This window comes from Flavobacterium rhizosphaerae (assembly GCF_046000445.1).
Classification (GTDB): Bacteria; Bacteroidota; Bacteroidia; order Flavobacteriales; family Flavobacteriaceae; genus Flavobacterium; species Flavobacterium rhizosphaerae.
The window spans coordinates 24,485-48,445 of sequence record NZ_JBELPZ010000002.1; the positions used below are offsets into that span (position 1 = coordinate 24,485).

At 37.5% G+C, this 23,961-nt stretch carries 24 protein-coding genes; 12 read left to right on the plus strand and 12 right to left on the minus strand.

The window, feature by feature from the left end:
- Positions 1-102: 102 nt before the first annotated feature.
- Together ABS766_RS02505 and pdxH are read left to right on the plus strand one after the other, a co-directional pair.
- The gene (locus ABS766_RS02505) at positions 103-2,277 is read left to right on the plus strand and encodes a S9 family peptidase (RefSeq protein ID WP_408083525.1); all 2,175 of its coding nucleotides are present in this window, start codon (positions 103-105) and stop codon (positions 2,275-2,277) included.
- Between the two features lie 84 nt (positions 2,278-2,361).
- Entirely contained in the window at positions 2,362-3,009 is a 648-nt protein-coding gene (gene pdxH / locus ABS766_RS02510; RefSeq protein ID WP_408083527.1) for a pyridoxamine 5'-phosphate oxidase, read from the plus strand.
- Positions 3,010-3,096: 87 nt separating this feature from the next.
- Here pdxH and ABS766_RS02515 read toward each other — a convergent pair whose 3' ends face one another.
- Positions 3,097-3,531 carry a hypothetical protein gene (locus ABS766_RS02515; RefSeq protein ID WP_408083528.1) on the minus strand — a complete coding sequence of 145 codons (435 nt, stop codon included), beginning with the start codon at positions 3,529-3,531 and terminating at the stop codon, positions 3,097-3,099.
- Between the two features lie 148 nt (positions 3,532-3,679).
- On the opposite strand from ABS766_RS02515, the gene ABS766_RS02520 reads away from it, so the two are divergent.
- From ABS766_RS02520 to ABS766_RS02530, 3 genes are read left to right on the plus strand one after another with little or no spacing between them, the layout of a single operon-like run.
- The gene (locus ABS766_RS02520; protein WP_408083529.1) at positions 3,680-4,201 is read left to right on the plus strand and encodes a SixA phosphatase family protein; all 522 of its coding nucleotides are present in this window, start codon (positions 3,680-3,682) and stop codon (positions 4,199-4,201) included.
- Positions 4,167-6,290: a polyphosphate kinase 1 gene (gene ppk1, locus ABS766_RS02525; protein WP_408083530.1), complete on the plus strand. Its 2,124-nt coding sequence runs from the start codon at positions 4,167-4,169 to the stop codon at positions 6,288-6,290. The genes ABS766_RS02520 and ppk1 overlap by 35 nt, the downstream gene beginning before the upstream one ends.
- Positions 6,291-6,318: 28 nt before the next feature.
- Complete coding sequence (locus tag ABS766_RS02530) at positions 6,319-7,209, plus strand: Ppx/GppA phosphatase family protein (RefSeq protein ID WP_408083531.1); 891 nt, start codon at positions 6,319-6,321, stop codon at positions 7,207-7,209.
- Position 7,210: 1 nt separating this feature from the next.
- Here ABS766_RS02530 and ABS766_RS02535 read toward each other — a convergent pair whose 3' ends face one another.
- The 4 genes from ABS766_RS02535 to pyrR all read right to left on the minus strand — a co-directional run bounded on the left by ABS766_RS02535 (position 7,211) and on the right by pyrR (position 10,037).
- Positions 7,211-8,116 carry a ribonuclease Z gene (locus ABS766_RS02535; protein WP_408083532.1) on the minus strand — a complete coding sequence of 302 codons (906 nt, stop codon included), beginning with the start codon at positions 8,114-8,116 and terminating at the stop codon, positions 7,211-7,213.
- Positions 8,117-8,140: 24 nt separating this feature from the next.
- A complete protein-coding gene (locus tag ABS766_RS02540; RefSeq protein ID WP_408083533.1) occupies positions 8,141-8,473 on the minus strand; it encodes a ribonuclease Z in 333 nt (110 codons plus the stop codon).
- 77 nt (positions 8,474-8,550) lie between these two features.
- The gene (locus tag ABS766_RS02545; protein ID WP_408083534.1) at positions 8,551-9,480 is read right to left on the minus strand and encodes an aspartate carbamoyltransferase catalytic subunit; all 930 of its coding nucleotides are present in this window, start codon (positions 9,478-9,480) and stop codon (positions 8,551-8,553) included.
- Positions 9,481-9,500: 20 nt separating this feature from the next.
- Positions 9,501-10,037, minus strand: coding sequence for a bifunctional pyr operon transcriptional regulator/uracil phosphoribosyltransferase PyrR (gene pyrR / locus ABS766_RS02550; protein ID WP_408083535.1), 537 nt, complete (start codon positions 10,035-10,037; stop codon positions 9,501-9,503).
- Between the two features lie 181 nt (positions 10,038-10,218).
- Between pyrR and ABS766_RS02555 the strand changes: the two genes are divergently transcribed.
- Positions 10,219-11,277 (plus strand): class I fructose-bisphosphate aldolase, encoded by a 1,059-nt coding sequence (locus ABS766_RS02555; protein ID WP_408083536.1) that lies wholly within the window; start codon positions 10,219-10,221, stop codon positions 11,275-11,277.
- Between the two features lie 78 nt (positions 11,278-11,355).
- Here ABS766_RS02555 and ABS766_RS02560 read toward each other — a convergent pair whose 3' ends face one another.
- A complete protein-coding gene (locus ABS766_RS02560) occupies positions 11,356-12,843 on the minus strand; it encodes a T9SS type A sorting domain-containing protein (protein WP_408083537.1) in 1,488 nt (495 codons plus the stop codon).
- A 294-nt stretch (positions 12,844-13,137) separates the two neighbouring features.
- On the opposite strand from ABS766_RS02560, the gene ABS766_RS02565 reads away from it, so the two are divergent.
- Together ABS766_RS02565 and ABS766_RS02570 are read left to right on the plus strand one after the other, a co-directional pair.
- Positions 13,138-13,899 (plus strand): dienelactone hydrolase family protein, encoded by a 762-nt coding sequence (locus tag ABS766_RS02565; RefSeq protein ID WP_408083538.1) that lies wholly within the window; start codon positions 13,138-13,140, stop codon positions 13,897-13,899.
- A gap of 90 nt (positions 13,900-13,989) precedes the next feature.
- Positions 13,990-15,015, plus strand: coding sequence for a M28 family metallopeptidase (locus ABS766_RS02570; protein WP_408083539.1), 1,026 nt, complete (start codon positions 13,990-13,992; stop codon positions 15,013-15,015).
- Between the two features lie 294 nt (positions 15,016-15,309).
- On the opposite strand, the gene ABS766_RS02575 is transcribed toward ABS766_RS02570, so the two are convergent.
- The 5 genes from ABS766_RS02575 to ABS766_RS02595 form a co-directional block, all read right to left on the minus strand.
- The gene (locus tag ABS766_RS02575) at positions 15,310-15,804 is read right to left on the minus strand and encodes a hypothetical protein (protein WP_408083540.1); all 495 of its coding nucleotides are present in this window, start codon (positions 15,802-15,804) and stop codon (positions 15,310-15,312) included.
- 11 nt (positions 15,805-15,815) lie between these two features.
- Positions 15,816-16,088 carry a hypothetical protein gene (locus ABS766_RS02580; protein ID WP_408083541.1) on the minus strand — a complete coding sequence of 91 codons (273 nt, stop codon included), beginning with the start codon at positions 16,086-16,088 and terminating at the stop codon, positions 15,816-15,818.
- A 112-nt stretch (positions 16,089-16,200) separates the two neighbouring features.
- Entirely contained in the window at positions 16,201-16,584 is a 384-nt protein-coding gene (locus tag ABS766_RS02585; protein WP_408083542.1) for a helix-turn-helix domain-containing protein, read from the minus strand.
- Between the two features lie 337 nt (positions 16,585-16,921).
- On the minus strand, positions 16,922-17,176 hold the full coding sequence (locus tag ABS766_RS02590; RefSeq protein WP_408083543.1) for a hypothetical protein: 255 nt from the start codon (positions 17,174-17,176) through the stop codon (positions 16,922-16,924).
- A 65-nt stretch (positions 17,177-17,241) separates the two neighbouring features.
- Positions 17,242-17,586: a DUF1622 domain-containing protein gene (locus ABS766_RS02595; RefSeq protein ID WP_408083544.1), complete on the minus strand. Its 345-nt coding sequence runs from the start codon at positions 17,584-17,586 to the stop codon at positions 17,242-17,244.
- Between the two features lie 112 nt (positions 17,587-17,698).
- On the opposite strand from ABS766_RS02595, the gene ABS766_RS02600 reads away from it, so the two are divergent.
- Positions 17,699-19,045, plus strand: a complete 1,347-nt coding sequence (locus ABS766_RS02600) for a DEAD/DEAH box helicase (protein ID WP_408083545.1) — start codon at positions 17,699-17,701, stop codon at positions 19,043-19,045.
- A gap of 49 nt (positions 19,046-19,094) precedes the next feature.
- On the opposite strand, the gene ABS766_RS02605 is transcribed toward ABS766_RS02600, so the two are convergent.
- Complete coding sequence (locus ABS766_RS02605) at positions 19,095-20,204, minus strand: lactonase family protein (RefSeq protein ID WP_408083546.1); 1,110 nt, start codon at positions 20,202-20,204, stop codon at positions 19,095-19,097.
- A gap of 118 nt (positions 20,205-20,322) precedes the next feature.
- Here ABS766_RS02605 and ABS766_RS02610 point away from each other — a divergent pair, with 118 nt between their 5' ends.
- Genes ABS766_RS02610 through ABS766_RS02620 form a run of 3 tightly spaced genes read left to right on the plus strand, consistent with a single transcriptional unit; the run spans position 20,323 to position 23,947 of the window.
- Positions 20,323-22,245 carry a BatA domain-containing protein gene (locus tag ABS766_RS02610; RefSeq protein WP_408083547.1) on the plus strand — a complete coding sequence of 641 codons (1,923 nt, stop codon included), beginning with the start codon at positions 20,323-20,325 and terminating at the stop codon, positions 22,243-22,245.
- Positions 22,242-23,501, plus strand: coding sequence for a dihydroorotase (locus ABS766_RS02615; RefSeq protein WP_408083548.1), 1,260 nt, complete (start codon positions 22,242-22,244; stop codon positions 23,499-23,501). Before ABS766_RS02610 ends, ABS766_RS02615 begins: the two co-directional genes overlap by 4 nt.
- The gene (locus ABS766_RS02620) at positions 23,498-23,947 is read left to right on the plus strand and encodes a hypothetical protein (protein ID WP_408083549.1); all 450 of its coding nucleotides are present in this window, start codon (positions 23,498-23,500) and stop codon (positions 23,945-23,947) included. Before ABS766_RS02615 ends, ABS766_RS02620 begins: the two co-directional genes overlap by 4 nt.
- The last annotated feature ends 14 nt before the right edge of the window (positions 23,948-23,961 follow it).

Here is a 23,961-nt window from a genome sequence, read left to right on the forward strand (position 1 = left end):
AGATTTTATTATTGCAAAGTACGTTAAAAAAGGATGTTTAAAAAACCCGCTTTAAAACAAAACAGTTATTTGTATTTTAGCGGTTGAAACAATACAGATATAATGAAAAAATTTTTATGGCTGTTCCTTTTATCAGGTGCAGCAGCTACCGCACAACACAACCTTACTATAGAAGAGGCCACTTATGGACAATATCAGCAATATGCACCAAAAAGCCTTGTTTCGCCACAATGGAGGCCCGATACCCATACGCTGACCTATCTTGACGATACATACCAAAAATTAATAGGGCGCAGTGAAAATGGAAATTGGGAAGAAAAGACATTTTTAACAAAGGAAGACCTGGGTAATGCCTTAAAGGTAAAATATCCGAATACAAAGTTTGCGTTACAGATATTTCCTTATGGCTATTCCTGGAAAGATAAAAATACCATTGTTTTTGAAGCTGATTCAGAAGATAATAGTTATGCTGTGCTTTTTGATGTTGGAACTAAGACTGTTATAAACGCTTTTGCCCACGTTTCAGATTCCCAAAATTATATATCACCTGATGGTAAAAACCTGGCTTGGCTACAGGAAAACAATATTGTTATTACGGCCGATGCTGGAAAAGACATTAAAGTTACCAATGATGCTGATAAAGGCATTGTAAACGGCAGCGATTATGTACATCGCCAGGAGTTTGGTATTGATAAAGGGATGTGGTGGAGCCCTGACAGTAAAAACCTGCTCTATTACCGCAAGGCTGAAACTATGGTAGCCGATTTCCCATTAGTGCAGTGGGATACCCGCATTGCCGAAGTTAAAGATATTAAATACCCTATGGCAGGTATGAAAAGCGAGGAAGTTACACTGGTTGTTTATAATATAGCCACTCAGCAAAAAACTACCCTTAAAACCGAAGGGCCTAAAGAGCAATTTTTAACCTGCGTAACATGGTCGCCCGACAGCAAAAATGTTTATGTTGGGGTGCTAAACCGGGAGCAAAATCATCTTAAATTAAATAAATATGATGCCGCTACAGGCAACTTTATTAGAACGCTTTTTGAGGAAGAATCTAAAACGTATGTTGAGCCGTTACACGACCTAACTTTTGTACCCGGCCATAACGACCAGTTTTTATATCGTAGCGAAAAAGATGGTTATGAGCAGCTTTATCTTTATAATACAGATGGAAAACTTTTAAAAAACCTGGGGTTTGGCAATGTGGTTATTATCAACCTGCATAGCTTTGATAAAGATGCTAAAAATGTGTTTTATACAGGCACTGCCAATACAGGACTCGACAGGCAGTTGTATAAAGTAAATTTAAAGACGGGTAAAACCACACAAATCACTACCACCTCTGGCACACATACCGACATTGTGAGCAGCGACGGAGAACTGGCACAGGACAGCTTTAGTAATACCACTACGCCAAATGATGTAAGCATTATCACTACTAAAAACGGCAAGGCCACTACCCTTTTTAAAGCAGAAAACCCTTTTACAGGACAAACAAACCTGCCAAAAATGGAATTGGTAAGCCTTACGGCGGCTGATGGTAAAACACCGCTAAACGGCAGGATTATATATCCGGCAGATTTTGATGCGTCAAAAAAATATCCGGTTATGGTATATGTATATGGCGGCCCACATGCACAGCTTGTTACAAACGACTGGCTGGGCGGTGCGCGCCTTTTTGATTATTACATGGCTCAAAACGGTTATGTGGTATTTACGCTTGATAACCGCGGCAGTGATGCACGAGGACGTGATTTTGAGCATGTAGTACACCGTAGGCTTGGGGTTAACGAAATGGCCGACCAAATGAAGGGTATTGATTTCCTTAAGTCAAAATCTTTTGTTGATGCTGACCGTATTGGTGTGTATGGCTGGAGCTTTGGTGGTTTTATGACAACTTCCCTAATGTTAGATCATGCCGATACATTTAAAGTTGGTGTGGCCGGTGGCCCTGTATGTGACTGGAAGTATTATGAAGTAATGTACGGTGAACGCTATATGGATATGCCTCAGGAAAACCCTGAAGGCTATGCTGAAACAAACGTAATTGATAAAGCACCAAAATTACAGGGCCATTTGCTGGTAATACATGGCGCACAGGATAACGTGGTGGTTCAGCAGCATAGTATGGAGTTTATACAGGCGTGTATTGCCAATGGCAAGCAGGTAGATTACTTTTTATACCCAACCCATGAGCATAATGTGCGTGGTAAAGACAGGTACCATCTCAATAAAAAAATAGCAGAATATTTTAATACATACTTAAAAAAGTAAAATTTGTAAAAGAGGCTTTGTAAGCCTCTTTTTTATTAGGGAATATATGCCCCAATATGTAACTTTGTTTTTATACAATTTATTATGGACAATGATTTAAGTAATTACCGAAGGGTATATGAAAAAAGTGAGCTTACCGAAGAAAATCTTCCCGAAGACCCTATAACACTTTTCAGGAACTGGTTTATAGAAACCGAAGCTTACGGAAGTGCGAGCGAGGTAAACGCAATGACTGTTGCTACAATAGGGCTTGATGGTTATCCAAAATCAAGAGTGGTATTGCTTAAACAATTTACCTATGAAGGCTTTATTTTTTATACCAATTATAATTCTGAAAAAGGAAGGGCTATTGCTGCCAACCCCAATGTGTGCCTGTCTTTTTTCTGGTATGAAACCGAGCGGCAGGTTATTATAAAAGGTAAAGCCGAAAAAGTAACTGAAAACAATTCAGACGGTTATTTTGAGAGCCGCCCGCACGGCAGCCAGCTTGGTGCAGTAGTTTCCCCACAAAGTGAAGTAATTCCGTCACGTCAATACCTTAACGAAAAGCTCGCTCAACTTGAAAATGAATATGAAGGTAAAGAAGTACCCCGCCCTGCCCACTGGGGAGGCTATATTGTAAAGCCTGTTGAAATGGAATTTTGGCAAGGACGCCCCAACCGCCTGCACGACCGTATACGCTATACCGTCAATGAAGATCTATCATGGAAAGCAGAAAGACTGGCACCCTGATAATTTTAATTAGCTATAGAAATTTTGTACCAATAGTTTTTTATAAATATAAATCTATCAATTTTTGGTAGTTTTTTATTTTAAGATTTATTTAAGAGTATTTTCCTGTTCATATTTCTTAATGATTACATCTATACTGTTTTGTAAAAGGTTTAAGTTATCTTCTTGAATTTTAAGCTTAGCTATAAACTCATCTATTTGATATTTAGTCAACTTCATCTTTTTTAATACAGAATATGCCACGTCTGAATATTCTAAATCATACTTTTCTTTAAGATTATTATAGAAATCTTTGTAGGTAAGATTTGAGTCTGTAAATGATTTATAATTCCATCCGTCATATTTCATGGCAAATTCATAAATGGTATTTTGAAGTTTCTTATTTATCTTTTTATTTTCAAGCCATTTATAAATTAAATATTTTTTTGCAGCTCTTGTACTAGCATTAAGGTATTTATCGACAAGATAAAATATAATAGGAATTAATACTCCGGCAATAGTCCATTGTAATTCAATGCTCATATTTTCTAATTAGGGTTACTTATCTTAATATCTTTAGAGTAAAATCCAATGGCGAAATATAATTTTAATACCAAATTAACATTTTTTATAAACCGTTGTGACTTATTTTTTATGATATTTAAATTTCAGGAATATTAAATCTCAAGGTATGAAAAATTTAATCCTCATCCGCCATGCAAAATCAAGCTGGGATGCACCGGTTAACGATAAAGAAAGACCCCTTTCTACAAGGGGAATTAACGATGCGCATTTAATGGCGGCAAATATAGAAGAGGAACTGCCTGCTTCTTATATAGTATGGAGCAGTACTGCGCTAAGAGCTAAAAATACGGCTTATATTTTTGCAGAAAATCTTTTAATACCTACAGAAAGCATTATACTAAAAGATGACTTATATACTTTTGATGAAAAAGCACTGGAAAAAGTAATAAGAAACTGTAACGACCAATTTGATAACTTAATTCTTTTTGGACATAATGACGCTATTACTAATTTTGTTAATATCTTTGGGAGCCGTGCCCTAAAAAATGTGCCCACGGCAGGTTTTGTACACCTTTCTTTTGATGTAAAAGATTGGAAGTCCATAAACAGAGGTAAGACAGAAAAAGTATTATTTCCAAGTGACTTAAAAAAATATGATCCACCACTCACCGGTAAACAGGTATATTGACAGAGAAAAAAGCTGGCTGGCATTTAATGCCAGGGTACTTCAGGAAGCAGCCGATACCAATGTACCATTATTAGACAGGCTGCGCTTTTTAGGTATATTTTCAAACAATTTTGATGAATTTTTCAGGGTGCGCTATGCTGCAATACGTAGGCAGGCACTTGATGGCATTATAAGCGAAGAACTCCCCAGAGCTAACTCTGCGCAGGAATTGCTAAAGGAAATTACAGATATAGCCATAGAGCAGCAATCTGAAAGCCTTAGGATATTAAGCAATATTGAGCGGGAACTCGAAAAAGAAAACATTTTTATGGTAAACGAAACCGAGCTTAATAAAGAGCAGGAATTGTTTGTTAAAGATTTTTTTATACAAAAGGTTGCCCCGGAACTGTTAACTATAATGCTTGATGAGCTTAAAGAATTTCCGCTTTTAAAAGATACCTCAGGTTACTTGGCTGTGAAACTGGAAATGAAAACAAAGGCACCAGAAAAAAGCAGTAATAAAAGCATACTATTCTCATCTAAGCCTAAGCGCTATGCTATTATAGAAATGCCTAAAACGGTAAGCCGTTTTTTAATACTTCCTTCAACAGACAAAAAACAGTATGTAATTCTTTTAGATGATGTTATAAGGCTTAACCTACACCAGATATTTAATATATTTAATTATGAAAGCATTAGCGCCTACATGATTAAAATTACCCGTGATGCCCAGCTTGAACTTGATACAGACCAAAGCAAAAGCCTTATGGAAAAAATATCGCTTAGTGTAAAAGACCGCCGTATTGGAGAGCCGGTACGTTTTGTGTATGACCAGGATATGGAGCAGGAAATGGTTGATTACTTTCTTACCAATTTGCAAATAGATTCCAGTGATAGTATTATACCCGGCGGGCGCTACCACAATCGCAGGGATTACATGGGTTTCCCAACGCTTGGGCGGTATGATTTGCTTTATGAGCATAATGTAGCCCTACCCGTTACAGGTTTATCTTTAGAGGGTAGCGTATTACAAAAAATAAAGAAAAAAGATTATCTAATATATGCACCTTACCAGTCATTCTCCTACGTAATAAAGTTTTTACGGGAGGCTGCACTGGACCCCAAAGTTATATCCATTAAAATTACGCTGTACAGGCTGGCTCGCAATTCACAAATTGTAAGCTCGCTTATTAATGCTGCTAAAAACGGTAAAAAAGTTACCGTACAAATAGAGCTGCAGGCCCGTTTTGATGAAGCCAGCAACATTCATTACTCCGAACTGATGCAGACGGAGGGTATAAACCTTATATTTGGTATTAAGGGACTTAAAATTCACAGTAAAATCTGCCTGGTAGAACGGCTTGAAAGCGGAAAGGTTAAACGCTACGGTTTTATTTCTACTGGAAACTTTAATGAGTCTACCGCCAAGATATATACCGATGTTACGCTCCTTACCGCCCACCAGCAGATTATGAAAGACATTAGCCGTGTTTTTGACTTTTTTGATGTAAATTATAAAGTATATCGCTATAAACACCTTTTTGTATCTCCCCATTATACCCGTAATAAATTTTATAAACTTATAGACAGGGAAATACTCAACGCCATAGCCGGAAAAGAAGCGTATATCAAGCTGAAAATGAATAGCCTTACCGATTTTAAAATGATTGATAAATTGTATGAGGCAAGCCGCGAAGGTGTACAGATTCAGTTAATTATAAGAGGTATGTGCTGCCTTATACCGGGGGTAAAAGATATGAGTGAAAATATAGAAGCTATAAGTATTGTTGACAATTATCTTGAACATTCACGTATATATATTTTTGCAAACAGCGGAGAACCGGATGTATTTATATCTTCAGCTGATTTTATGACCCGTAACCTTGACTCCCGCGTAGAGGTAACCTGCCCTATATATGATAAAGAAATAAAGCAGGAGCTTATTGATACTTTTGAAATTGGGTGGAAAGGAAATGTAAAAGCAAGGCTGCACTCTGAAAACCTTGAAAACAAATACCGTAAAAAATCGGACGCAAAAGTATTCCGGGCGCAACTGGAAACTTATAATTACTACCGGGATAAGCTGGAGGTAATTTATGAGGAACTATAATTTTTTTTGAATACTGTAAAATGTATAAATGATTAATATAAAAAAATATGCTGCTATAGATATAGGCTCTAATGCTGTAAGGTTATTGGTTACTAATATTGTTGAGCAGGAAGGTAAAGAAACCCATTTTAGTAAAAGTTCATTGGTACGTGTACCTATAAGGCTGGGCCAGGATGCCTTTACGGTGGGAGAAATAACCGAAGAAAATATACAGCGCATGGTTGATGCTATGAAAGCATACAAGCTGCTGATGAAAGTGCATAAAGTAGAAAGGTATATGGGTTGTGCCACATCAGCAATGCGCGAGGCTTATAACAGCAAGGAAATAATAGATATTATACAACAGGAAGCCGATATTAAGATTGAAATTATTGACGGCAAAAAAGAAGCTTCGATTATTGCGGAGACTGACCTACATGAATTTATTAAACCAGACCATAATTATTTATTTGTAGATGTTGGTGGCGGCAGTACAGAGTTCTCCTTATTTTCTAAAGGTAAAATTGTTGCTTCAAAATCATTTAAAAACGGTACTGTGCGCCTGTTAAATAATATGGTAAACAATGTGGTGTGGCTGGAAATAGAAAAATGGATAAAAACGGTAACAGAGCCTTATGATGGTATTACCCTTATAGGGTCTGGCGGTAACATTAATAAATTGTTTAAGCTTTCCGGCAAAAAGCAGGATAAGCCTCTCACCTATTTCTATGTAAACTCACAGTACCAGATGCTCAACAACATGACCTATGAGCAGCGCGTGGCGGACCTTGGGCTAAACCCTGACAGGGCCGATGTGATTATATATGCAACACGTATTTATCTTAACGCCATGAAATGGAGCGGCGCACGGCATATATATGTACCTAAAATTGGCCTTGCAGATGGTATAGTTAAGGCTATGTATTACGGTAAAATATAGGTTAAAATTCAAAAACTTTGCCGTCATCTGCCAGTTCTGTATTGGCAAATATCTCAATGGCTTCACTTTTAAATGGTTCTATACCCTCATATCGGGTAGAAAAATGCCCTAAGATTAGTTTTCCGGCATTTGCCAGTTTGGCAATGGTTGCTGCTTGCTGTGCAGTGCTGTGCATGGTACGCTCACATAAATGCCCCTCTTTTTCTAAAAATGTACTTTCATGGTACAGCACATCTACATTGCGTAATTGTGGCACAATATCTTCCAGATACTGGGTATCACTACAAAAAGCATAACTAAGTGGTGCCGGAGGATCAAAAGTAAGTGTGCTGTTGGATATAACCCGGCCATCATCAAGCGTAATATCGGCACCATTTTTTATTTTCTGAAAATAACAGGTATCTATCTCATACTCCTGCGCTGCGTCGATATTTAATTTTCGTTCGGCGGGTTTTTCCTCAAATAAGTAGCCGTTAGTATATATCCGGTGTTTCAGGGGTATAGTGGTTACTTTTACTTTACTGTCTTCATACACCACTTCTGGCATGCGTGATTCTAATTCATGAAAATAAAGGTTATAGCTGGTCCAGGAAGCAGAAAGTTTTAACTGCAGCAGCGTGACTTCTTTAATTCCTTTGGGACCGTATATGTGCAGGTCTTTCTGGTGCCCTAATAAAGAAAATGTGGATATAAGCCCAATAAGCCCGAAAAAATGGTCGCCATGCAGGTGCGAAATAAAAATATGGCTTATTTTGGAGAACTTGAGTTTGTTTTTCCTGAGCTGTACCTGTGTACCTTCGCCGCAATCAATCAAAAACATTTTATTTTTAATTTCAAGTACCTGCGATGTAGGATTTGTCATAGAACGCGGGGTTGCCGCATAACAGCCCAGTATAGTAAGTTTCATTATAAGTAATTATCCATTAACGGGTTAAAAGCCCAGGTCTCTCTCAATCTCCTCCATTTGTATAATATCATGTGCTTCCAGCAAAGTAGGTACCAGCACCATTTCTTCCGGTGCCTCATCAAAATCAAAGTCATTTACTACAATAACAAATGATTTTTTTGCCTTGCGGTGCTTATTGGAAAGGGTAAGGAATAAAAGCACATCACTAAGGCCCACACTTGTATCATGCGTAAGGTCTATTATAATATGGCTTTCTTTAAATGAGTTATATTCTCCGGTTATCTTTTCTGAAAAGGAATGTACATCTCCTTTAGTATGCCTGAGTATTACTGTATCTCCTTTTTTATCAACTTTCATACAATTATTTTTAGAGGCTAATGCTGCATTACTAACCCGGAAGTTAACCAGCAATGGCTTTTATTAGGAACGGAAACTTATTGTTTTATTTTTGATGCCAAAAGGTAAATTACAGCCATACGTACTGCCACACCATTTTCTACCTGCTCCAAAATTACCGATTGCTGAGAGTCGGCCACATCACTGGTTATTTCTACGCCGCGGTTTATAGGGCCGGGGTGCATAATTACAATTTCTTTATCCAGCGAATCTAAAAAGGCTTTATCTACGCCATACTGCTGGGTATATTCTCTGGTTGACGGAAAATAATTTACATCAAGCCGTTCATTTTGTACCCTTAGCATATTGGCTACATCGGCCCACTCCATTGCTTTGCGCAGATTGGGTTCTACCTTTACCCCAAGCGATTCTATATAGCGCGGAATTAATGTTTTAGGGCCGCAAACCCTTACTTCTGCGCCCTGCATCTGTAAGGCAAATATATTAGAAAGCGCTACGCGTGAGTGTAATATATCTCCCACTATAACTACTTTTTTTCCTTCAACGCCGCCTAATGACTGCCTTATTGTAAACGAGTCCAACAGAGCCTGCGTAGGGTGTTCATGGGCACCATCACCCGCATTTACTATACTTGCATTTACATTTTTAGAAAGAAAATGGGCAGCACCCGGCTTTTCATGCCGCATTACAACCATATCTACCTTCATAGAAAGTATGTTATTTACTGTATCTATAAGTGTTTCGCCTTTTTTAACTGACGATTGCGCTGCTGAAAAGCTTATCACATCGGCTGAAAGCCTTTTTTGTGCAAGCTCAAAAGAAAGGCGTGTACGGGTACTGTTCTCAAAAAATATATTTGCTATGGTAATATCGCGCAGCGATGGAACTTTTTTAATAGGCCGGTTAATAACCTCCTTAAACTGGTCGGCTGTTTCAAATATAAGGTCTATATCCTCTTTATTGATATACTTTATGCCTAATAAGTGATTAACGCTTAGTTGCTTCATTGGTGTTTAATTGTAAACTCTTATACTAAAAATACGCTGTCTTCTTCTCCGTCATGGCCCTGCCACTGCACCTTTACCTTTTCGTTATTAATGGCATCTACCTGCCGCCCCCTATAATCGGGCTGTATGGGCAGGTGGCGGCTAAAACGCCTGTCTATCAACACCATTAACTCTATTAATGAAGGCCTTCCGAATGATTGTATGGCTGTAAGTGCGGCACGTATGCTGCGGCCGGTGTACAATACATCATCTATAAATACCGCTTTTTTACCTTCAACCAAAAAATTAATTTCGGTTTTATTGGCTTCAAGCGGTTTATCGCCGCGGCGAAAATCATCCCTGAAAAATGTGATATCTAAAAACCCAAGTTTTACTTCCTTCACATTATATTCTTTCTCCAGTATTTCTTTAATGCGTTCAGCCAAAAAGCGTCCGCGGGGCTGAAGGCCAATAAGTACTGTATCAGAAAAATCAAGGTGTTTTTCTATTAACTGGCAGGCCAAACGGTGTAAAATGATATTGACTTCCCCTGAAGTGAGCAATATTTTCTGGCTCATAATGCGTATTTGGTTTGGAGTGTAAAAATACAGAAAAAAAGCATAGCAGTAAAAGAGCCGTGCAATAAAAACCCTTTAAAATTTACGGATTATAGTATGGTATATGCAACAGGTTTAACATGTGCTTAAAGTTATTTTAGCAGTTAATGCGTAACTTTATAGTAAATTAAATACTTACAAGATGACTTATAAAGATATAGAACAGGCTTTGGGCAATGAAGCAGAAAGCCTGTTGGGTTTTAACAGCCCCAAAATACCCAAAGATTTACTGCATACCCCCTCACCTACCTTTATTGACGATATATTTGCACAGAGTAACCGCAGCCCGCAGGTACTGCGCAGCCTGAGCTCATTATATAACCACGGCAGGCTGGCAGGTTCAGGATATATTTCTATACTGCCGGTTGATCAGGGTATTGAACATACTGCCGGAAGTGCCTTTGCAGCAAACCCTATTTATTTTGACCCCGAAAATATTATAAAACTTGCTATTGAAGGCGGTTGCAATGCTGTAGCTACCACTTTTGGGGGGCTGGCCTTTCTTTCAAGAAAATATGCCCACAAAATTCCTTTTATTGTAAAGATAAACCACAATGAGTTACTTACCTACCCAACCAAATATGACCAGATTATGTATGGCAGTGTAGATGATGCGTGGAACCTTGGGGCAACGGCTGTGGGTGCCACCATATATTTTGGTTCTGAAAACTCTAACCGCCAGATTGTTGAAGTAGCTAAAGCTTTTGAACGCGCCCATCAACTGGGTATGGCTACTATTTTATGGTGCTATACCCGTAACAGCGATTATACCAAAGACAGCGTAAATTATGAAACTGCGGCAGATGTTACTGGACAGGCTAACCATTTGGGCGTTACCATACAGGCGGATATTATTAAACAAAAACTGGCCGTGAATAACGGTGGCTTTACTGCCATTAAATTTGCAAAAAGCGACCCAAAGATGTACAGTGAATTATCATCTGACCACCCGGTTGACCTATGCCGCTATCAGGTATTAAACTGCTATGCCGGGCGTGCCGGGCTTATAAATTCGGGTGGAGAATCTAAAGGCGCATCAGATTTTGCCGATGCCATAAAAACATCCGTTATTAATAAACGTGCCGGCGGCACCGGGCTGATACTGGGTCGCAAAGCTTTTCAACGCCCGTTTGAAGAAGGCATACAATTGCTTAATGGTATTCAGGATGTATATTTATCAAAAGAAGTTACTATTGCTTAATAGTATTTCTATTGCCGCTTATATCAACAAAATCAGCGGGAATTCCCGCTGATTTTGTTTTAAATAAATATAGCTAGATTAATTAATTACCAGTTTTTGAATCTTTTCGCTATCGGTTCCCTTAACTCTCGCAATATATATACCTTTTTGCAGGGAACTTAAGTTAATAGCATCGTTATTATTAATACCTGAAGCAGTATAAACAACTTTTCCTGTAACATCTATAACGGTGATGCTTACAGGATTTTGGGTAGTAAAATTAAAAATACCCTGTGACGGGTTTGGATAAATAACCAATGGATTAGTTTCAATTGTTTGGGTAGCACTTAAGTTACCATTAACCTGAAAGGCATATTTTTCATTTACTCCCTCGCCAATAGTCATACCGTCTATAAAAAGTACCTGGTTACCATTCGAAATAATTTCCAGGCCGGTATGAATATCTGACTCGAGAACAGTGTTCCAACCATCCCCAAATTCATCATAAAGGTTTACATGGTAACATTCCTGCAAATCTTCGGGCAATGTTAGCGTATAGCTTTTTACTGCCAGCCCGTCGGGGCCACCCCCGCCTGATATGTTATCATTACCTGCCTGATAAGGGCCATCGCCAATAAGTACATTACCTTCTGTATCGGTAATGTCCCAGCTTATTTCAGCAGGATAATAGTCGGTATATACCTTAATGGTTAAATCGCCACCAGATTGCGGTGTAGGGTCAATAGTAATAATATTACTCTCTAAAGCCCCGTTAAAAGCAGGCTGGCCATTTATTTCAGTTACTTCGATGGTATATTCATAACCTGAATTAAATGCTATGTTGCTGAGTGTAGCAGAAAAACGGGAATACATTTCAAAAGTTTCATCGGCATACGTTTCTGAGTGGATAACCGTACCATTTTTTTTGAGTGCCACTGTTACACTCTGCATATCATTAGTACCATAGTTTATTACTTCAAAATCAATATCATTTATTCCGGAACCTGAACAAACTCTTATATTGCTGCCTGATATTTCCGCATGATTCTCAATTCCTGTCAGCGGTCCGTTGCAGCCTGACATTTGATTGGTATAATGCCCATAGACATCAGGATTTGATGCCGACCCCTGAATGTAGAACTGAGACCCATCCGGGCATATTTTAATCCATTCAGGATATCCGCTTACAGGGAAATTATATTTTATAGTATGATCATCAATAACAGGATATGGCGTGCCTTTAAGCCAGTTTCCCCGGCTTACTTCAGTTAACCCTTTTAAATCATCCATATTAGTTTGCGGATCACATTCAATCATTAGTATTATAAGCTCATCAGAACCATCAGGGCCATAAGCCTGATACATATCAGAAAAAACGTGTGAAGAGTGGTAGCCCCAACAAGGGGTGCACCAAGTGGCAAAAAAATCAAGTATAACCGTTTTTCCCTCATTAAGATACTCTTGTAAATGGTGTTGGTTGCCATCAATATCTGTAGCTGTAAAATCAGGAGCCAGGCCATCAATAGGTATCTGGGCACTAACCGAAAAACTTATAGCAGAAAGTATTAGGAATAATTTTCTTTTCATTGTAAGTTGATTATTAAAAAGGGGTTTGTAAATAAAAACCTGATAAAATCAAGCTAAAATAATGATGTAACCAAATCTATTGAATTGAATTTAAACATCAAAATTTATAGCCAAATACTTGTAAATGTTTGAATTATTCTTACAATTATGGTTTTATGATTGTACAAAGCGCATTATTTTTACTGTATTTATTGTTTTTGAAACATGTACAGAATTGAAATATTTGAAACAAGTATTTATTTATTTTGTAAGGTTTAAGGCGTATCTTTATATGCGCTAATCAATACTTATTTTATGAAAAAAATATTTTCAATTTTAGTAATTGTATCTTCTATACAACTCAATGCCCAGTTAAAACCGGTATCGTATACCGAAGGCGGACAAAAATTAAACGGCTTTGCAGCCATACCCGCCAAGCCTATAAAACAAAAAGCCGGTATTTTAATATTACCTGCCTGGATGGGAATAAATAACCACTCTAAAGAAGTAGCAGAAAAATTAGCACATGAAGGGTATTATGCGTTTGTAGCCGATATATACGGTGAAGGTAAATATCCAACAAACACTAAAGAGGCCGGTACACAGGCCGGATATTACAAAAACAACTACAAAGAATATCAAAAACGCATACAGGCAGCGCTTGACCAGCTTATTAAAGCTGGTGCCGATGCAAATAATATTGTAGTTATTGGTTATTGTTTTGGAGGTACGGGTGCACTAGAGGCTGCCCGTGCTAATATGAATGTAAAAGGTGTAGTATCTTTTCACGGTGGATTGGGTAAAGATGCTTCAAGGCCAAATGACAAGATAGTTCCGAAAGTATTAATATTGCACGGTGCAGATGACCCATACGCACCGGAAGCCGATATAAAATCGGTACAAAAAGAAATGAAAGACGGCAAAGCCGACTGGCAGATGATTTACTATGGCAACGCTGTACATGCATTTACCGAGAAAGAAGCAGGAAATGATAACAGTAAAGGGGCTGCTTATAATGAAAAAGCTGATAAACGCTCATGGCAGCATTTTATACTTTTTCTGGATGAAATATTTTAGCACTGACTTTTATTATTTTTTAATAGCTTTATACTCTTAAAAAAAGTAGCAAGGTTTTCTATATCACATATATAATTGTATTCCGTTTAGATGAAGAAGATATTAATTATTTCGGCTCTAAGCCTTTTTATTGCCTGTGGTCCCTCAAAAAATGTACGTAAGGACCCTGCCACAGCAGATATTACTAAATACCTGAATACCATTACACCGGCCAGCCTGCAAAAGAACCTTTATATTATAGCATCTGACTCTATGCAGGGGCGGGATACCGGTACTGAAGGACAAAAAAAGGCAGGCCGCTACCTTATAAGCCAGTATAAAGCTAATGGTATTTCTTATCCGCCTGCGGCTGATGGCTGGTACCAGACTGTTCCATCAGAATTTATGGTACGCCCCTTTAGCCCAAAGCTTAATGATTCTGAAAATATATGGGCTTTTATAGAAGGCGAGGAAAAACCAGAAGAAATACTTATAATTTCGGCACATTATGACCATGTAGGCATGAAAAATGGTGAAGTATATAATGGCGCGGATGATGATGGCTCCGGAACGGTTTCGGTATTGCAAATAGCAGAAGCGTTTATGAAGGCTAAGAAAGATGGCTATGGGCCTAAGCGTTCTATATTATTTTTGCATGTAACAGGCGAGGAACATGGCCTGCACGGATCTCGCTACTATTCTGAACACCCCCTATACCCTATTGACAGCACTATTGCCGATCTTAATATTGACATGGTTGGACGCCGCGATAAAGAGCATGCCAATAGTGAGAACTATATATATGTTATAGGGTCTGACCGTTTGAGTACCGACCTGCATAATATTAATGAACAGGCTAATGCAAAATATACACACCTGGATTTGGATTATACCTATAATGACAGGAACGATCCTAACCAGTTTTACTTTAGGAGCGATCATTATAATTTTGCGAAGAAAGGAATACCTATTATATTTTATTTTAACGGGGTACATGCTGATTACCATATGCCTACCGACACGCCTGATAAAATTGAGTATGGCCTGATGGCAAAACGCGCACAGCTTGTATTTGCCACAGCCTGGGAACTGGCCAACGGCGCAGAACGCCCCTTAGTTGATAAAGACGGTAAATAAAAAATAAGAGCTCCTTACTGGAGCTCTTATTTTTTATTTACTCTTTTAGAAAATGAATTTGTGCTAAAAAACACTGCTCCTTTTTTTCTTTTGAAAAAATCAACATTTATTAAAATACCACAGGTACATATACCCATAAGTATAACTAATAAACATACATATATTGTATCATCAAGAGTTATAATAGCCGGTAATTTAAGTACTAAATAATATAATGAAATAAAGAAAACGATTATTGATATTACTAAGGAAAAAAGCTTCATCCTTTTATTTGTTATTAAACGTTAGTCTGTATTATAATGCCATTAACAAACTTTTCATGTCATTATATTTAATGTCACTTCCGGCAAGTATATATACAAAAGAATATGATATACTCCCACTTATAAAATCTTTAAAAAAAGTAGTATCATGCACTATACGTTCATACTCACCAGTATCTTGTTCGGGTAACGGAAGCTCTGCCGTATAAACGCCCTTTGCAGTAAAATCGTATATTTTTTGATCAAACATTTTTATAATACCATTAAGCTCAAAAGAAGGATTATCCAGATTTTTATAAATATCCATATCAAGCTTTATAGTATGGTTGCGGTACATAGCAGTTATGCTATGCTCATTTTCCTTAAATTTAAATTGCTTGCTTTCTTTAAAAAACTTTTTAAAGGTTTCAAAAATATTTTTTACTTCAGCTTTTTTAATTTCCTTTTTTTTATACTCATATTTTTTTTCAAAATCATCATGTTCTGCCCTAACATCAATACGGTTTATTAAGCTTTTTAAGTCCATAAAAAAGAGGGTTAAAGTTCTGCAACTTTAGATTTATAAAAATTCACAAAGAAAAAATTTTCTGGGTCTAAGCCTGCATCCATTATCATGGCATTAACGTTCTCGGTTTTATCTTTGTCTTTATCAGGAGTAATATTGAGAAAATCAAATAAATCCCCGGCACTTTGAAATTTAAAACTTAGTGGAGTATTTAAAGAATATTGGGTAATGCTAAATTCGGCATTAGAATATTTTATCCCTTCACGCTCAAAAGCATCTTTTATAATTTTATATTTTGTATCCATAGCTGTTTTAGTTCCGGCAGTAATGCGTTAATGTACCAGTTTTTAAGCTTTAAAAACTTTACTCCAAAGTATTACAATATTTTTAAAGCCGGTCATAAAAAAAGCCTAATATTTATTTCTTCATCAGCGTATCAATCGTAAGCTTCATGGCCTCAATAGTTTGCTGCTGTGCCTCGATGGTTTTTCGTAAAGCATCTTTCTCTACTTCATAAGAAAATGTGTCTGGCTCTGCTAATGTTTTTATATCATCAGACGCTGTTTTGCCTGCTGTATAGCCTTTGTTTTTTAAATATAAATCATGATTAATAAATTCATCTATTGAAAGATTATATTCAGTACAAATTTTTTGAATAACTTCTATTTTAGGATTAGATATACCCCGTACATAAGTGCCTACAACACTTTTTTTAAGTCCAAATTTTGCACCAAATTCGTCCTGCGATAAAAAATTATTTTCACATAAATATTTAATATTTAATCCAATATAATTTTTCATATAAGAAATTATCGCTTTTGTTGTAATAATTATTGTTTTTACAAAAATATTTTGTATCTTTATATTTATAAATATAAAGATTTTTTGGTAAAGATATAAGAAAATGAATGTAAGTGATTTCTTAAAATACAGAAATTTAAAAATCGTTTCGCGATATCACGAACTTAAATCGCAAAAAATAGCCTCCAGAGATGCTAAAAAAATTATAAGCAGTGAGTTTAATAATCTTTCTGTTTCAACGATTGAACAAATACTTTATAATAAAAAATACTCAAACAGCCCCCTTAAAAAAAATAAATAGACTTACTCATACCTAGTAGTAGCATAGTACTAAACTTCAGATTTTCTCATTTTTAACAATCCGGAGCTTACCAACCGGTACATTGCCTGTATTATCTTTAACCAGCAAAACACCTAATATATTTAAGGGCACCTGTACAGGCTCCCCGGAACGTTTACTATCTTCAATTAAATGTTCATAATCAGCCGGGCTTACTATAAGGCTATCCCCTTTTTCAATTTTGTTTGCAAAAAGATATTCCCTAATGCTTGCTACAGTTATTTTGGAACCTATTGATACAAATTCTGACATAACACTTTTATTTATATTACGAAGGTAAAATCCTCAAAATTGCTTTTATCAAAACTTTTGTTAAATCAGTCTTTTTTCTTTTGCCATGGAAACCGGCCTTCAATTTCAACTTCTATTGAGATGCTTAAAAAAGTACGGATAAGAACAATTACTGCTAAAATTAAAACCTTTTGCATAGTTGGCTCTGTTACCACGGTTGATATTATGTCTCCCGCTACCAGTATTTCCAGACCAAGCAATATGGCTTTACCTAATTCCTGCCTTAAAGTACGGTAAGACCGGGGTGTCATGCCCTGCTTTGTAAAAATAAACCTGGTTAATGCCAATGCAGTGCCAATAAGAATTGCTGCAATACCGGTAGCCTCAATAATACGGGCTACATAATCTATATAAAATCGTATATCGTCCATAAATTAATTATAAAGTTACAATTACCCTTTAATTTTACATTAAAAATAAGGTTAAATGTGCGCATACCTATGCTACTACATAAATGTGTATCTTTGCAGCAAATAATGCGCTATGCCAACATTTACTGATTTTAACCTGCCTAAATCTTTACAAAAAGCGTTAGACGACCTTGGTTTTGAAACCCCAACCCCTATACAGGAACGTGCCATGCCGGTAGTACTTTCCGGGCGCGATGTTTTAGGCATAGCCCAAACAGGTACCGGAAAAACCTTTGCCTACCTGCTTCCTGTTTTAAAGCAATGGAAGTTTGCCGCTACCGAAACACCCCGGGTGGTTATTATTGTACCAACACGTGAACTTGTGGTACAGGTAGCCGAAGAGGCAGAAAAGCTCACAAAATACATGTCAGTACGCGTGCTGGGTGTTTATGGCGGTGTTAATATTAACACCCAAAAGAACCAAGTATATGAGGGGGTTGATATATTGGTAGGCACGCCCGGCAGGCTTATGGACCTTGCTTTAGATAATGTAGTACGTTTTGATGCACTGCAAAAGCTTATTATTGATGAATTTGATGAAATACTCAATATGGGCTTTCGTTTCCAAATAACTTCTATTCTTTCTATGATGAAAGAAAAAAAGCAAAACATTTTGTTTTCTGCCACTATGACGGATGATGTGGATGAAATGCTGAATGATTTTTTTGATTTTCCTGAAGAAGTATCATTGGCGCCAAGCGGCACACCTTTAGAAAAAATAACGCAGATAGGTTATAATGTTCCTAACTTTCTTACTAAAATAAACCTGTTGAAAAACCTGTTGCAGGATGAAAAACTGGAACGCATACTTATTTTTACCAATAATAAAAAAACAGCTGATCTTGTAGCTGAAGCCCTGGAAGAAAATTTTGATGACCAGTTTGGGGTGATACACTCCAACAAATCGCAAAATTACAGGCTAAATACCATGGCGGCTTTTCAAAACGGCGAACTTAGGGGTATTGTTACTACCGATATTATGGCACGCGGGCTTGATATTAGAGATATAAGCCACGTTATAAACATGGAATTTCCTGAAATACCGGAGCAGTATGTGCACCGTATTGGCCGTACCGGACGGGCCGATAAAAGCGGTATTGCCCTTAGCTTTATAACAAAGGATGAGGAAGAAATTCAGTTTGGCGCCGAAGTGCTTATGGAAAAAGAATTGGAAATACGCCCAATACCCGAAGATGTTGTTATAGAAGAGCGTAAACTGGAATTTGAAAAAGACCGTAAAAAAGTTAAGGTCCTGCTTAAAAAACCTAAACAGGAAGGCGGGAGTGCGTTTCACGAAAAGAAAGATAAAAACAAAAAGTTAAACCTGGGTGGCCCCGGTAAACGTAAACCCAGAAAAACAGAACCCCGCAACCGTGGTGCCGAAAAGAAAAAGGCTGCCAAAAGAAAACGGGGTAAATAGTAATTATGCAAAATGCCTTACTTCTAAGCAGGCGATAATTATTCTGTCATTATTTATTTGGGGTAAATACCAGACAAACAGGAGAACAAAGTTTTATTTCTTTACCGGTATAGGTCAGCATGCCTGTAGTTTTATCCCTTTTAAAAATCGTAATATTGTTAGTGTTTTGGTTGGCCACTAAAATATAGTTATCAGTAGGGTCAATAGTAAAATTGCGTGGCCCAGCACCCTGGGTGCTTATTTGCTGCACAGCTTCTAACATGCCGTTGGCATGCACCTTAAAAACCGAAATAGTATTAGCATCCATACGGTTGGTAGCATATAAAAATTTACCGTCTTTGCTAAAATGTATATCTGCCGAACCGTTTTTACCATTAAAATCTTCAGGCGCTACGGTAGCTTCTTGTATTTTTTCAAGCTTATCGTTTCCATAATTAAATGCTGTTAACGTACCGTCTAACTCTTGTAACACATACACAAACACTCCATTGGGGTTAAACACCAAATGGCGTGGACCGCTACCGGCTTTTACGCTTGTGGCATCTTTAAGTTTCAGCACCTCTTTCTTGTTGTTGGCATCGTAGGTATAGCGGTACATTTTATCGGTACCCAAATCGTTTACAAATACATATTTTTTGTCGGGAGAAAAGTGCACCATGTGTACATGTGGTGCCTCCTGCCTGCTTTTATCGGGGCCGCTGCCGGTATGCTTTATAACCTGCTTTACCTCGCCCAGGCTTCCATCAGCTTTTTTCTCAAAAACGGTAATGCTGCCACTGCTATAATTAGCAGTTATGACATTTTTATCGTCATTAATAATATAACAAGGGTCTGCACCTTCAGCATCTTTTTTATTAAGCAGGCTCAGTTTGCCCTTATCTGCATTATATTCAAAAGCGCTAACCGTGCTTTTTTTACCGTCTTCGTTTACGGCATAAAGAAATTTATTATCGGCAGAAACGCTTACATAGCTTGGGTTTACTATATTGCCTGTAGTAGCTGCTTTCTCTTTAAAATCAAGCGTATTTATATTAAAATCATATACATATATACCTTTACTTTCGCAGGCATTGGTATAGGTACCTATTACAAGGTTATAATTTGTTTGTGCTGCGGCATTCATAAATACAAGTAGCAATACTGCTTTTATTATTTTCATTGAGGTATAATTTAATGTAGGCAAAGGTAAAGTTTTTAAATATTATGTGAAATTTATACCTTGTAATAACACATTGCTTTAAAATAAAAATTAGTATTTTTGACAAACTTTCAAACGAATGCAGTTTAAACACCCGGAAATTCTCTACTTTCTTTTTCTTTTGGTAATTCCTGTCCTGGTCCATTTGTTTCAATTGCGCCGTTTTAAAAAAGAATATTTTACCAACGTACGCTTTTTAAGAGAACTCAGCATACAAACACGCAAAAGCTCCCAATTAAAAAAATGGCTGCTGCTGTTTACCCGCCTTTTTTTACTCGCCTGCCTTATAATAGCTTTTGCTCAGCCTTTTTTTAAAGCTGAAGACAGTGAGCATACGGCTAATGAAATGGTTATTTTACTGGATAATTCTTTTTCTATGCAGGCTAAAGGCAACCGTGGCGAGCTACTTAAACGTGCGGTGCAGGACCTGCTGGAAAACATACCAGATGAAAAGCAATTTTCGCTCATTACAAACACTAATGCCTGGTGGCATACGGATATTAAATCGGTACAGAAAGACCTCCAAAATATTACGTATACCGATGCGCCTTTCCGTCCGGAATTTTTGCTTACCAAAGCAGAAGCCAAAAGCCCGGGGCAAGGCAAGGATATTGTATTGATAACCGATGCCGTTAACCTTGAAACCAAGGACATAAATTTTAAACCTGAAACGCCGGTATATGCCATAATACCACAAGCGGAGAACATCCATAATATTGCTGTAGACAGTGTGTATATTTCTCAGGTAATGGACAATTTTTATGAAATTAAGGCTCATATACAGACATATGGTAGTTTTAATAATGATGTACCTGTAGCCCTATATGATAATGGCAACCTTACAGCAAAATCAGTAATTAAGTTTACTACCGCAAGCCAGAGCGCTACATTTACCATTGCAAAAAAAGAATTTAACGGATATGTGGCTATAGAAGATAACAGCCTGCCGTATGACAATTATTATTATTTTAGTATATCACAACCTGAAAAGGTAAATGTTATTGCTGTGGGTACAGAAGAGAATAATAAATTTCTGTCACGCATTTATACTGATAATGAGTTTAACTTTATAAATACCACTTTAAGCAACCTTGATTATAACAGCCTGCAAAAGCAGGACATTATTATACTTAACGAACCTGCCGAAATATCTCAGGCACTGGTAGCCACACTTAAAGATTTTTATACCCGCGGAGGGAACCTTATTATTATACCCGGCGAAACTAGCGGGCTGCAAAACCTTAATAACCTTTTGGGCAGCCTTGGCAATGAAGTGTATAAACCTCTAACGCAAACCAAAAGGCTAATCAACAAAATTTCATTTAGCCACCCGTTATATCAGGAAATTTTTGAGAAAAAAGTAGATAACTTCCAGTATCCGGAAGCTACAGCCTCATATACCCTTTCCGGTATGGCACTGCCAATGCTTACGTATGATGACGGCACGCCGTTTCTTGCTTCATTAAACAACAACGCAGGAAATGCCTATATTTTTGCTGCGCCGTTAACCAAATCCAACTTTAAACAAAACTTAGACCTGGTAGTGCCTACATTTTATGGCATAGGCCTTAACAGTAATAAAACAGGTATAAACGCCATAAATATTGGGCAAAACCAGAGTATACTGCTAAATGCGGCTCTTTCTAAAGACGAGGTTATCACCGTAAAAAATAATGAGGGCGACTTTATACCCATGCAGCAGATTTTAAATGATAAAGTAAAAATTTCTTTTGGGCAATATCCTGAAACTGCCGGAAACTATGGTATATACCAGGATAATGAAAACCTGAAAAATATAAGCTTTAATTATGCCCGTACAGAAAGTGACCTTACTGCACAAAATAAAAATGTACTTGATGACTATACAAAAGCATCATCTATAGACACCGTATATAATGATATTGCCTCTGTACGCACTGCAGGGCAGCTTTGGAAATGGTTTATTATTGGTACGCTGATATTTTTATTACTTGAACTTTTTATTCAAAAATTTGTAAAATGAACCTGATATTTAAAAACGCCGTTATTGTAGATAAAAACAGCCCGTATAACATGCAGGCAAAAGACATTCAGGTTGAAAACGGCATTATTAAAAAAATTGATACGGTTATAAATGATGTGGGTTATGAGGTAATATCCTTAAACAACCTTCATATATCAACCGGCTGGTTTGACAGCTCTGTAAATTTTGGAGAACCGGGATATGAAGACCGTGAAACCATAGCCAACGGGCTTGATGTGGCTGCTAAAAGCGGCTTTACCGATGTTGCCCTTCAGCCCACAGCAAACCCTGTTGCCGATAAACAGGCCGATATTGCTTTTTTAGTAAATAAGGCACAACATACTGCTACTGCCCTGCACCCTATTGGCGCACTTACCAAAGAAAGCGCCGGGAAAGACCTGGCAGAATTATATGATATGAAAAATGCCGGTGCAATAGCATTTGGCGACTACAATAAGCCGCTTGCCGATGCCAACCTTATGAAAATTGCCCTGCAATACGTTCAGGATTTTGACGGGCTGGTAATTGCTTTTTCCCAAGATGAAAAAATAAAAGGCAAAGGCGTAGTGCATGAGGGTATTGTTAGTACCCGTTTAGGGTTAAAAGGCATACCTGCACTTGCCGAAGAGCTTCAGATTGCACGAAACCTGTATCTGTTGGAATATACGGGCGGCAAACTGCACATACCTACCATAAGCACAGCGCGGTCTGTACAATTAATAAAAGAGGCAAAGCAAAAAGGGCTTACTGTAACCTGTAGCGTTGCAGTGCATAACCTGTTACTGACGGACGATGTTTTGGAAGAATTTGACAGCCGCTATAAGGTAGCCCCGCCCCTGCGTACTAAGGCTGAACGTAAAGCTTTAGTTGACGGCGTTTTAGATGGCACTATTGATATAATTACTACAGACCATTATCCTGTTGATATAGAAAACAAAAAACTGGAGTTTGATTTAGCCAAAGACGGTACACTTGGTTTTGAAAGCGCTTTTGGCGCTTTAATGAAAATGCTGCCTTTAGAGGTTATAGTAGATAAACTTACTGCTGCCGGCCCTGTATTTGGCTTTGCCGGTAATACTATTACCGAAGGTGTCAATGCTTCTTTTACACTGTTTAACCCCGGGGGGAACTGGACTTTTTCCCGCCGTGATATACTTTCAAAATCAAAAAATTCGGCATTTTTAGGGCAGGAACTTACCGGCAGGGCTTATGGTATATATAACCGTGATAAACTAATTTTAAATACCGCCAAATGAAACGCTTTACAGTAGCCATTTTTATAGCTTTAATTATCATGTCCTGCAATAAAGTAAAGGATAAAACCAAAGAAACCCTAAACAAGGGTGGCGAAGCTGTGGGTGAAATGGCTACCGAATTTGCCGAGGGTGTTTCGGAAGGCGTTGAACGCACGCTGGATTGTAATATTGTTATTTCTGACAGGCTTAAACAAAAAGGCCTTGACAGGGGTAAATATTACATTGCCAATGGTGAAAAAGGCAATAACAACAAACTGACTATATACCTTATTACCGATAAGCCACTAAATGATACCCTTACTTTTTTGGTAAAAGATAAAAAGGGGCTTGAATTTGGCAGGCAGCAATTAGCCGTAACCGCAAAAGCAGGCGAAGCTCATTATTATGACGTATTGTTTAATGAGCGCACAAATATTGAAGTAAAAAGTACTATAGAAATTAAGTAATGAACCTGATTAAT

Bases quoted from the DNA above. Each gene is read 5' to 3' on its own strand.
- ABS766_RS02505 (WP_408083525.1), top strand. From the start codon at position 103: ATGAAAAAATTTTTATGGCTGTTCCTTTTATCAGGTGCAGCAGCTACC.
- pdxH (WP_408083527.1), top strand. From the start codon at position 2,362: ATGGACAATGATTTAAGTAATTACCGAAGGGTATATGAAAAAAGTGAG.
- ABS766_RS02515 (WP_408083528.1), bottom strand. From the start codon at position 3,531: ATGAGCATTGAATTACAATGGACTATTGCCGGAGTATTAATTCCTATT.
- ABS766_RS02520 (WP_408083529.1), top strand. From the start codon at position 3,680: ATGAAAAATTTAATCCTCATCCGCCATGCAAAATCAAGCTGGGATGCA.
- ppk1 (WP_408083530.1), top strand. From the start codon at position 4,167: ATGATCCACCACTCACCGGTAAACAGGTATATTGACAGAGAAAAAAGC.
- ABS766_RS02530 (WP_408083531.1), top strand. From the start codon at position 6,319: ATGATTAATATAAAAAAATATGCTGCTATAGATATAGGCTCTAATGCT.
- ABS766_RS02535 (WP_408083532.1), bottom strand. From the start codon at position 8,116: ATGAAACTTACTATACTGGGCTGTTATGCGGCAACCCCGCGTTCTATG.
- ABS766_RS02540 (WP_408083533.1), bottom strand. From the start codon at position 8,473: ATGAAAGTTGATAAAAAAGGAGATACAGTAATACTCAGGCATACTAAA.
- ABS766_RS02545 (WP_408083534.1), bottom strand. From the start codon at position 9,480: ATGAAGCAACTAAGCGTTAATCACTTATTAGGCATAAAGTATATCAAT.
- pyrR (WP_408083535.1), bottom strand. From the start codon at position 10,037: ATGAGCCAGAAAATATTGCTCACTTCAGGGGAAGTCAATATCATTTTA.
- ABS766_RS02555 (WP_408083536.1), top strand. From the start codon at position 10,219: ATGACTTATAAAGATATAGAACAGGCTTTGGGCAATGAAGCAGAAAGC.
- ABS766_RS02560 (WP_408083537.1), bottom strand. From the start codon at position 12,843: ATGAAAAGAAAATTATTCCTAATACTTTCTGCTATAAGTTTTTCGGTT.
- ABS766_RS02565 (WP_408083538.1), top strand. From the start codon at position 13,138: ATGAAAAAAATATTTTCAATTTTAGTAATTGTATCTTCTATACAACTC.
- ABS766_RS02570 (WP_408083539.1), top strand. From the start codon at position 13,990: ATGAAGAAGATATTAATTATTTCGGCTCTAAGCCTTTTTATTGCCTGT.
- ABS766_RS02575 (WP_408083540.1), bottom strand. From the start codon at position 15,804: ATGGACTTAAAAAGCTTAATAAACCGTATTGATGTTAGGGCAGAACAT.
- ABS766_RS02580 (WP_408083541.1), bottom strand. From the start codon at position 16,088: ATGGATACAAAATATAAAATTATAAAAGATGCTTTTGAGCGTGAAGGG.
- ABS766_RS02585 (WP_408083542.1), bottom strand. From the start codon at position 16,584: ATGAAAAATTATATTGGATTAAATATTAAATATTTATGTGAAAATAAT.
- ABS766_RS02590 (WP_408083543.1), bottom strand. From the start codon at position 17,176: ATGTCAGAATTTGTATCAATAGGTTCCAAAATAACTGTAGCAAGCATT.
- ABS766_RS02595 (WP_408083544.1), bottom strand. From the start codon at position 17,586: ATGGACGATATACGATTTTATATAGATTATGTAGCCCGTATTATTGAG.
- ABS766_RS02600 (WP_408083545.1), top strand. From the start codon at position 17,699: ATGCCAACATTTACTGATTTTAACCTGCCTAAATCTTTACAAAAAGCG.
- ABS766_RS02605 (WP_408083546.1), bottom strand. From the start codon at position 20,204: ATGAAAATAATAAAAGCAGTATTGCTACTTGTATTTATGAATGCCGCA.
- ABS766_RS02610 (WP_408083547.1), top strand. From the start codon at position 20,323: ATGCAGTTTAAACACCCGGAAATTCTCTACTTTCTTTTTCTTTTGGTA.
- ABS766_RS02615 (WP_408083548.1), top strand. From the start codon at position 22,242: ATGAACCTGATATTTAAAAACGCCGTTATTGTAGATAAAAACAGCCCG.
- ABS766_RS02620 (WP_408083549.1), top strand. From the start codon at position 23,498: ATGAAACGCTTTACAGTAGCCATTTTTATAGCTTTAATTATCATGTCC.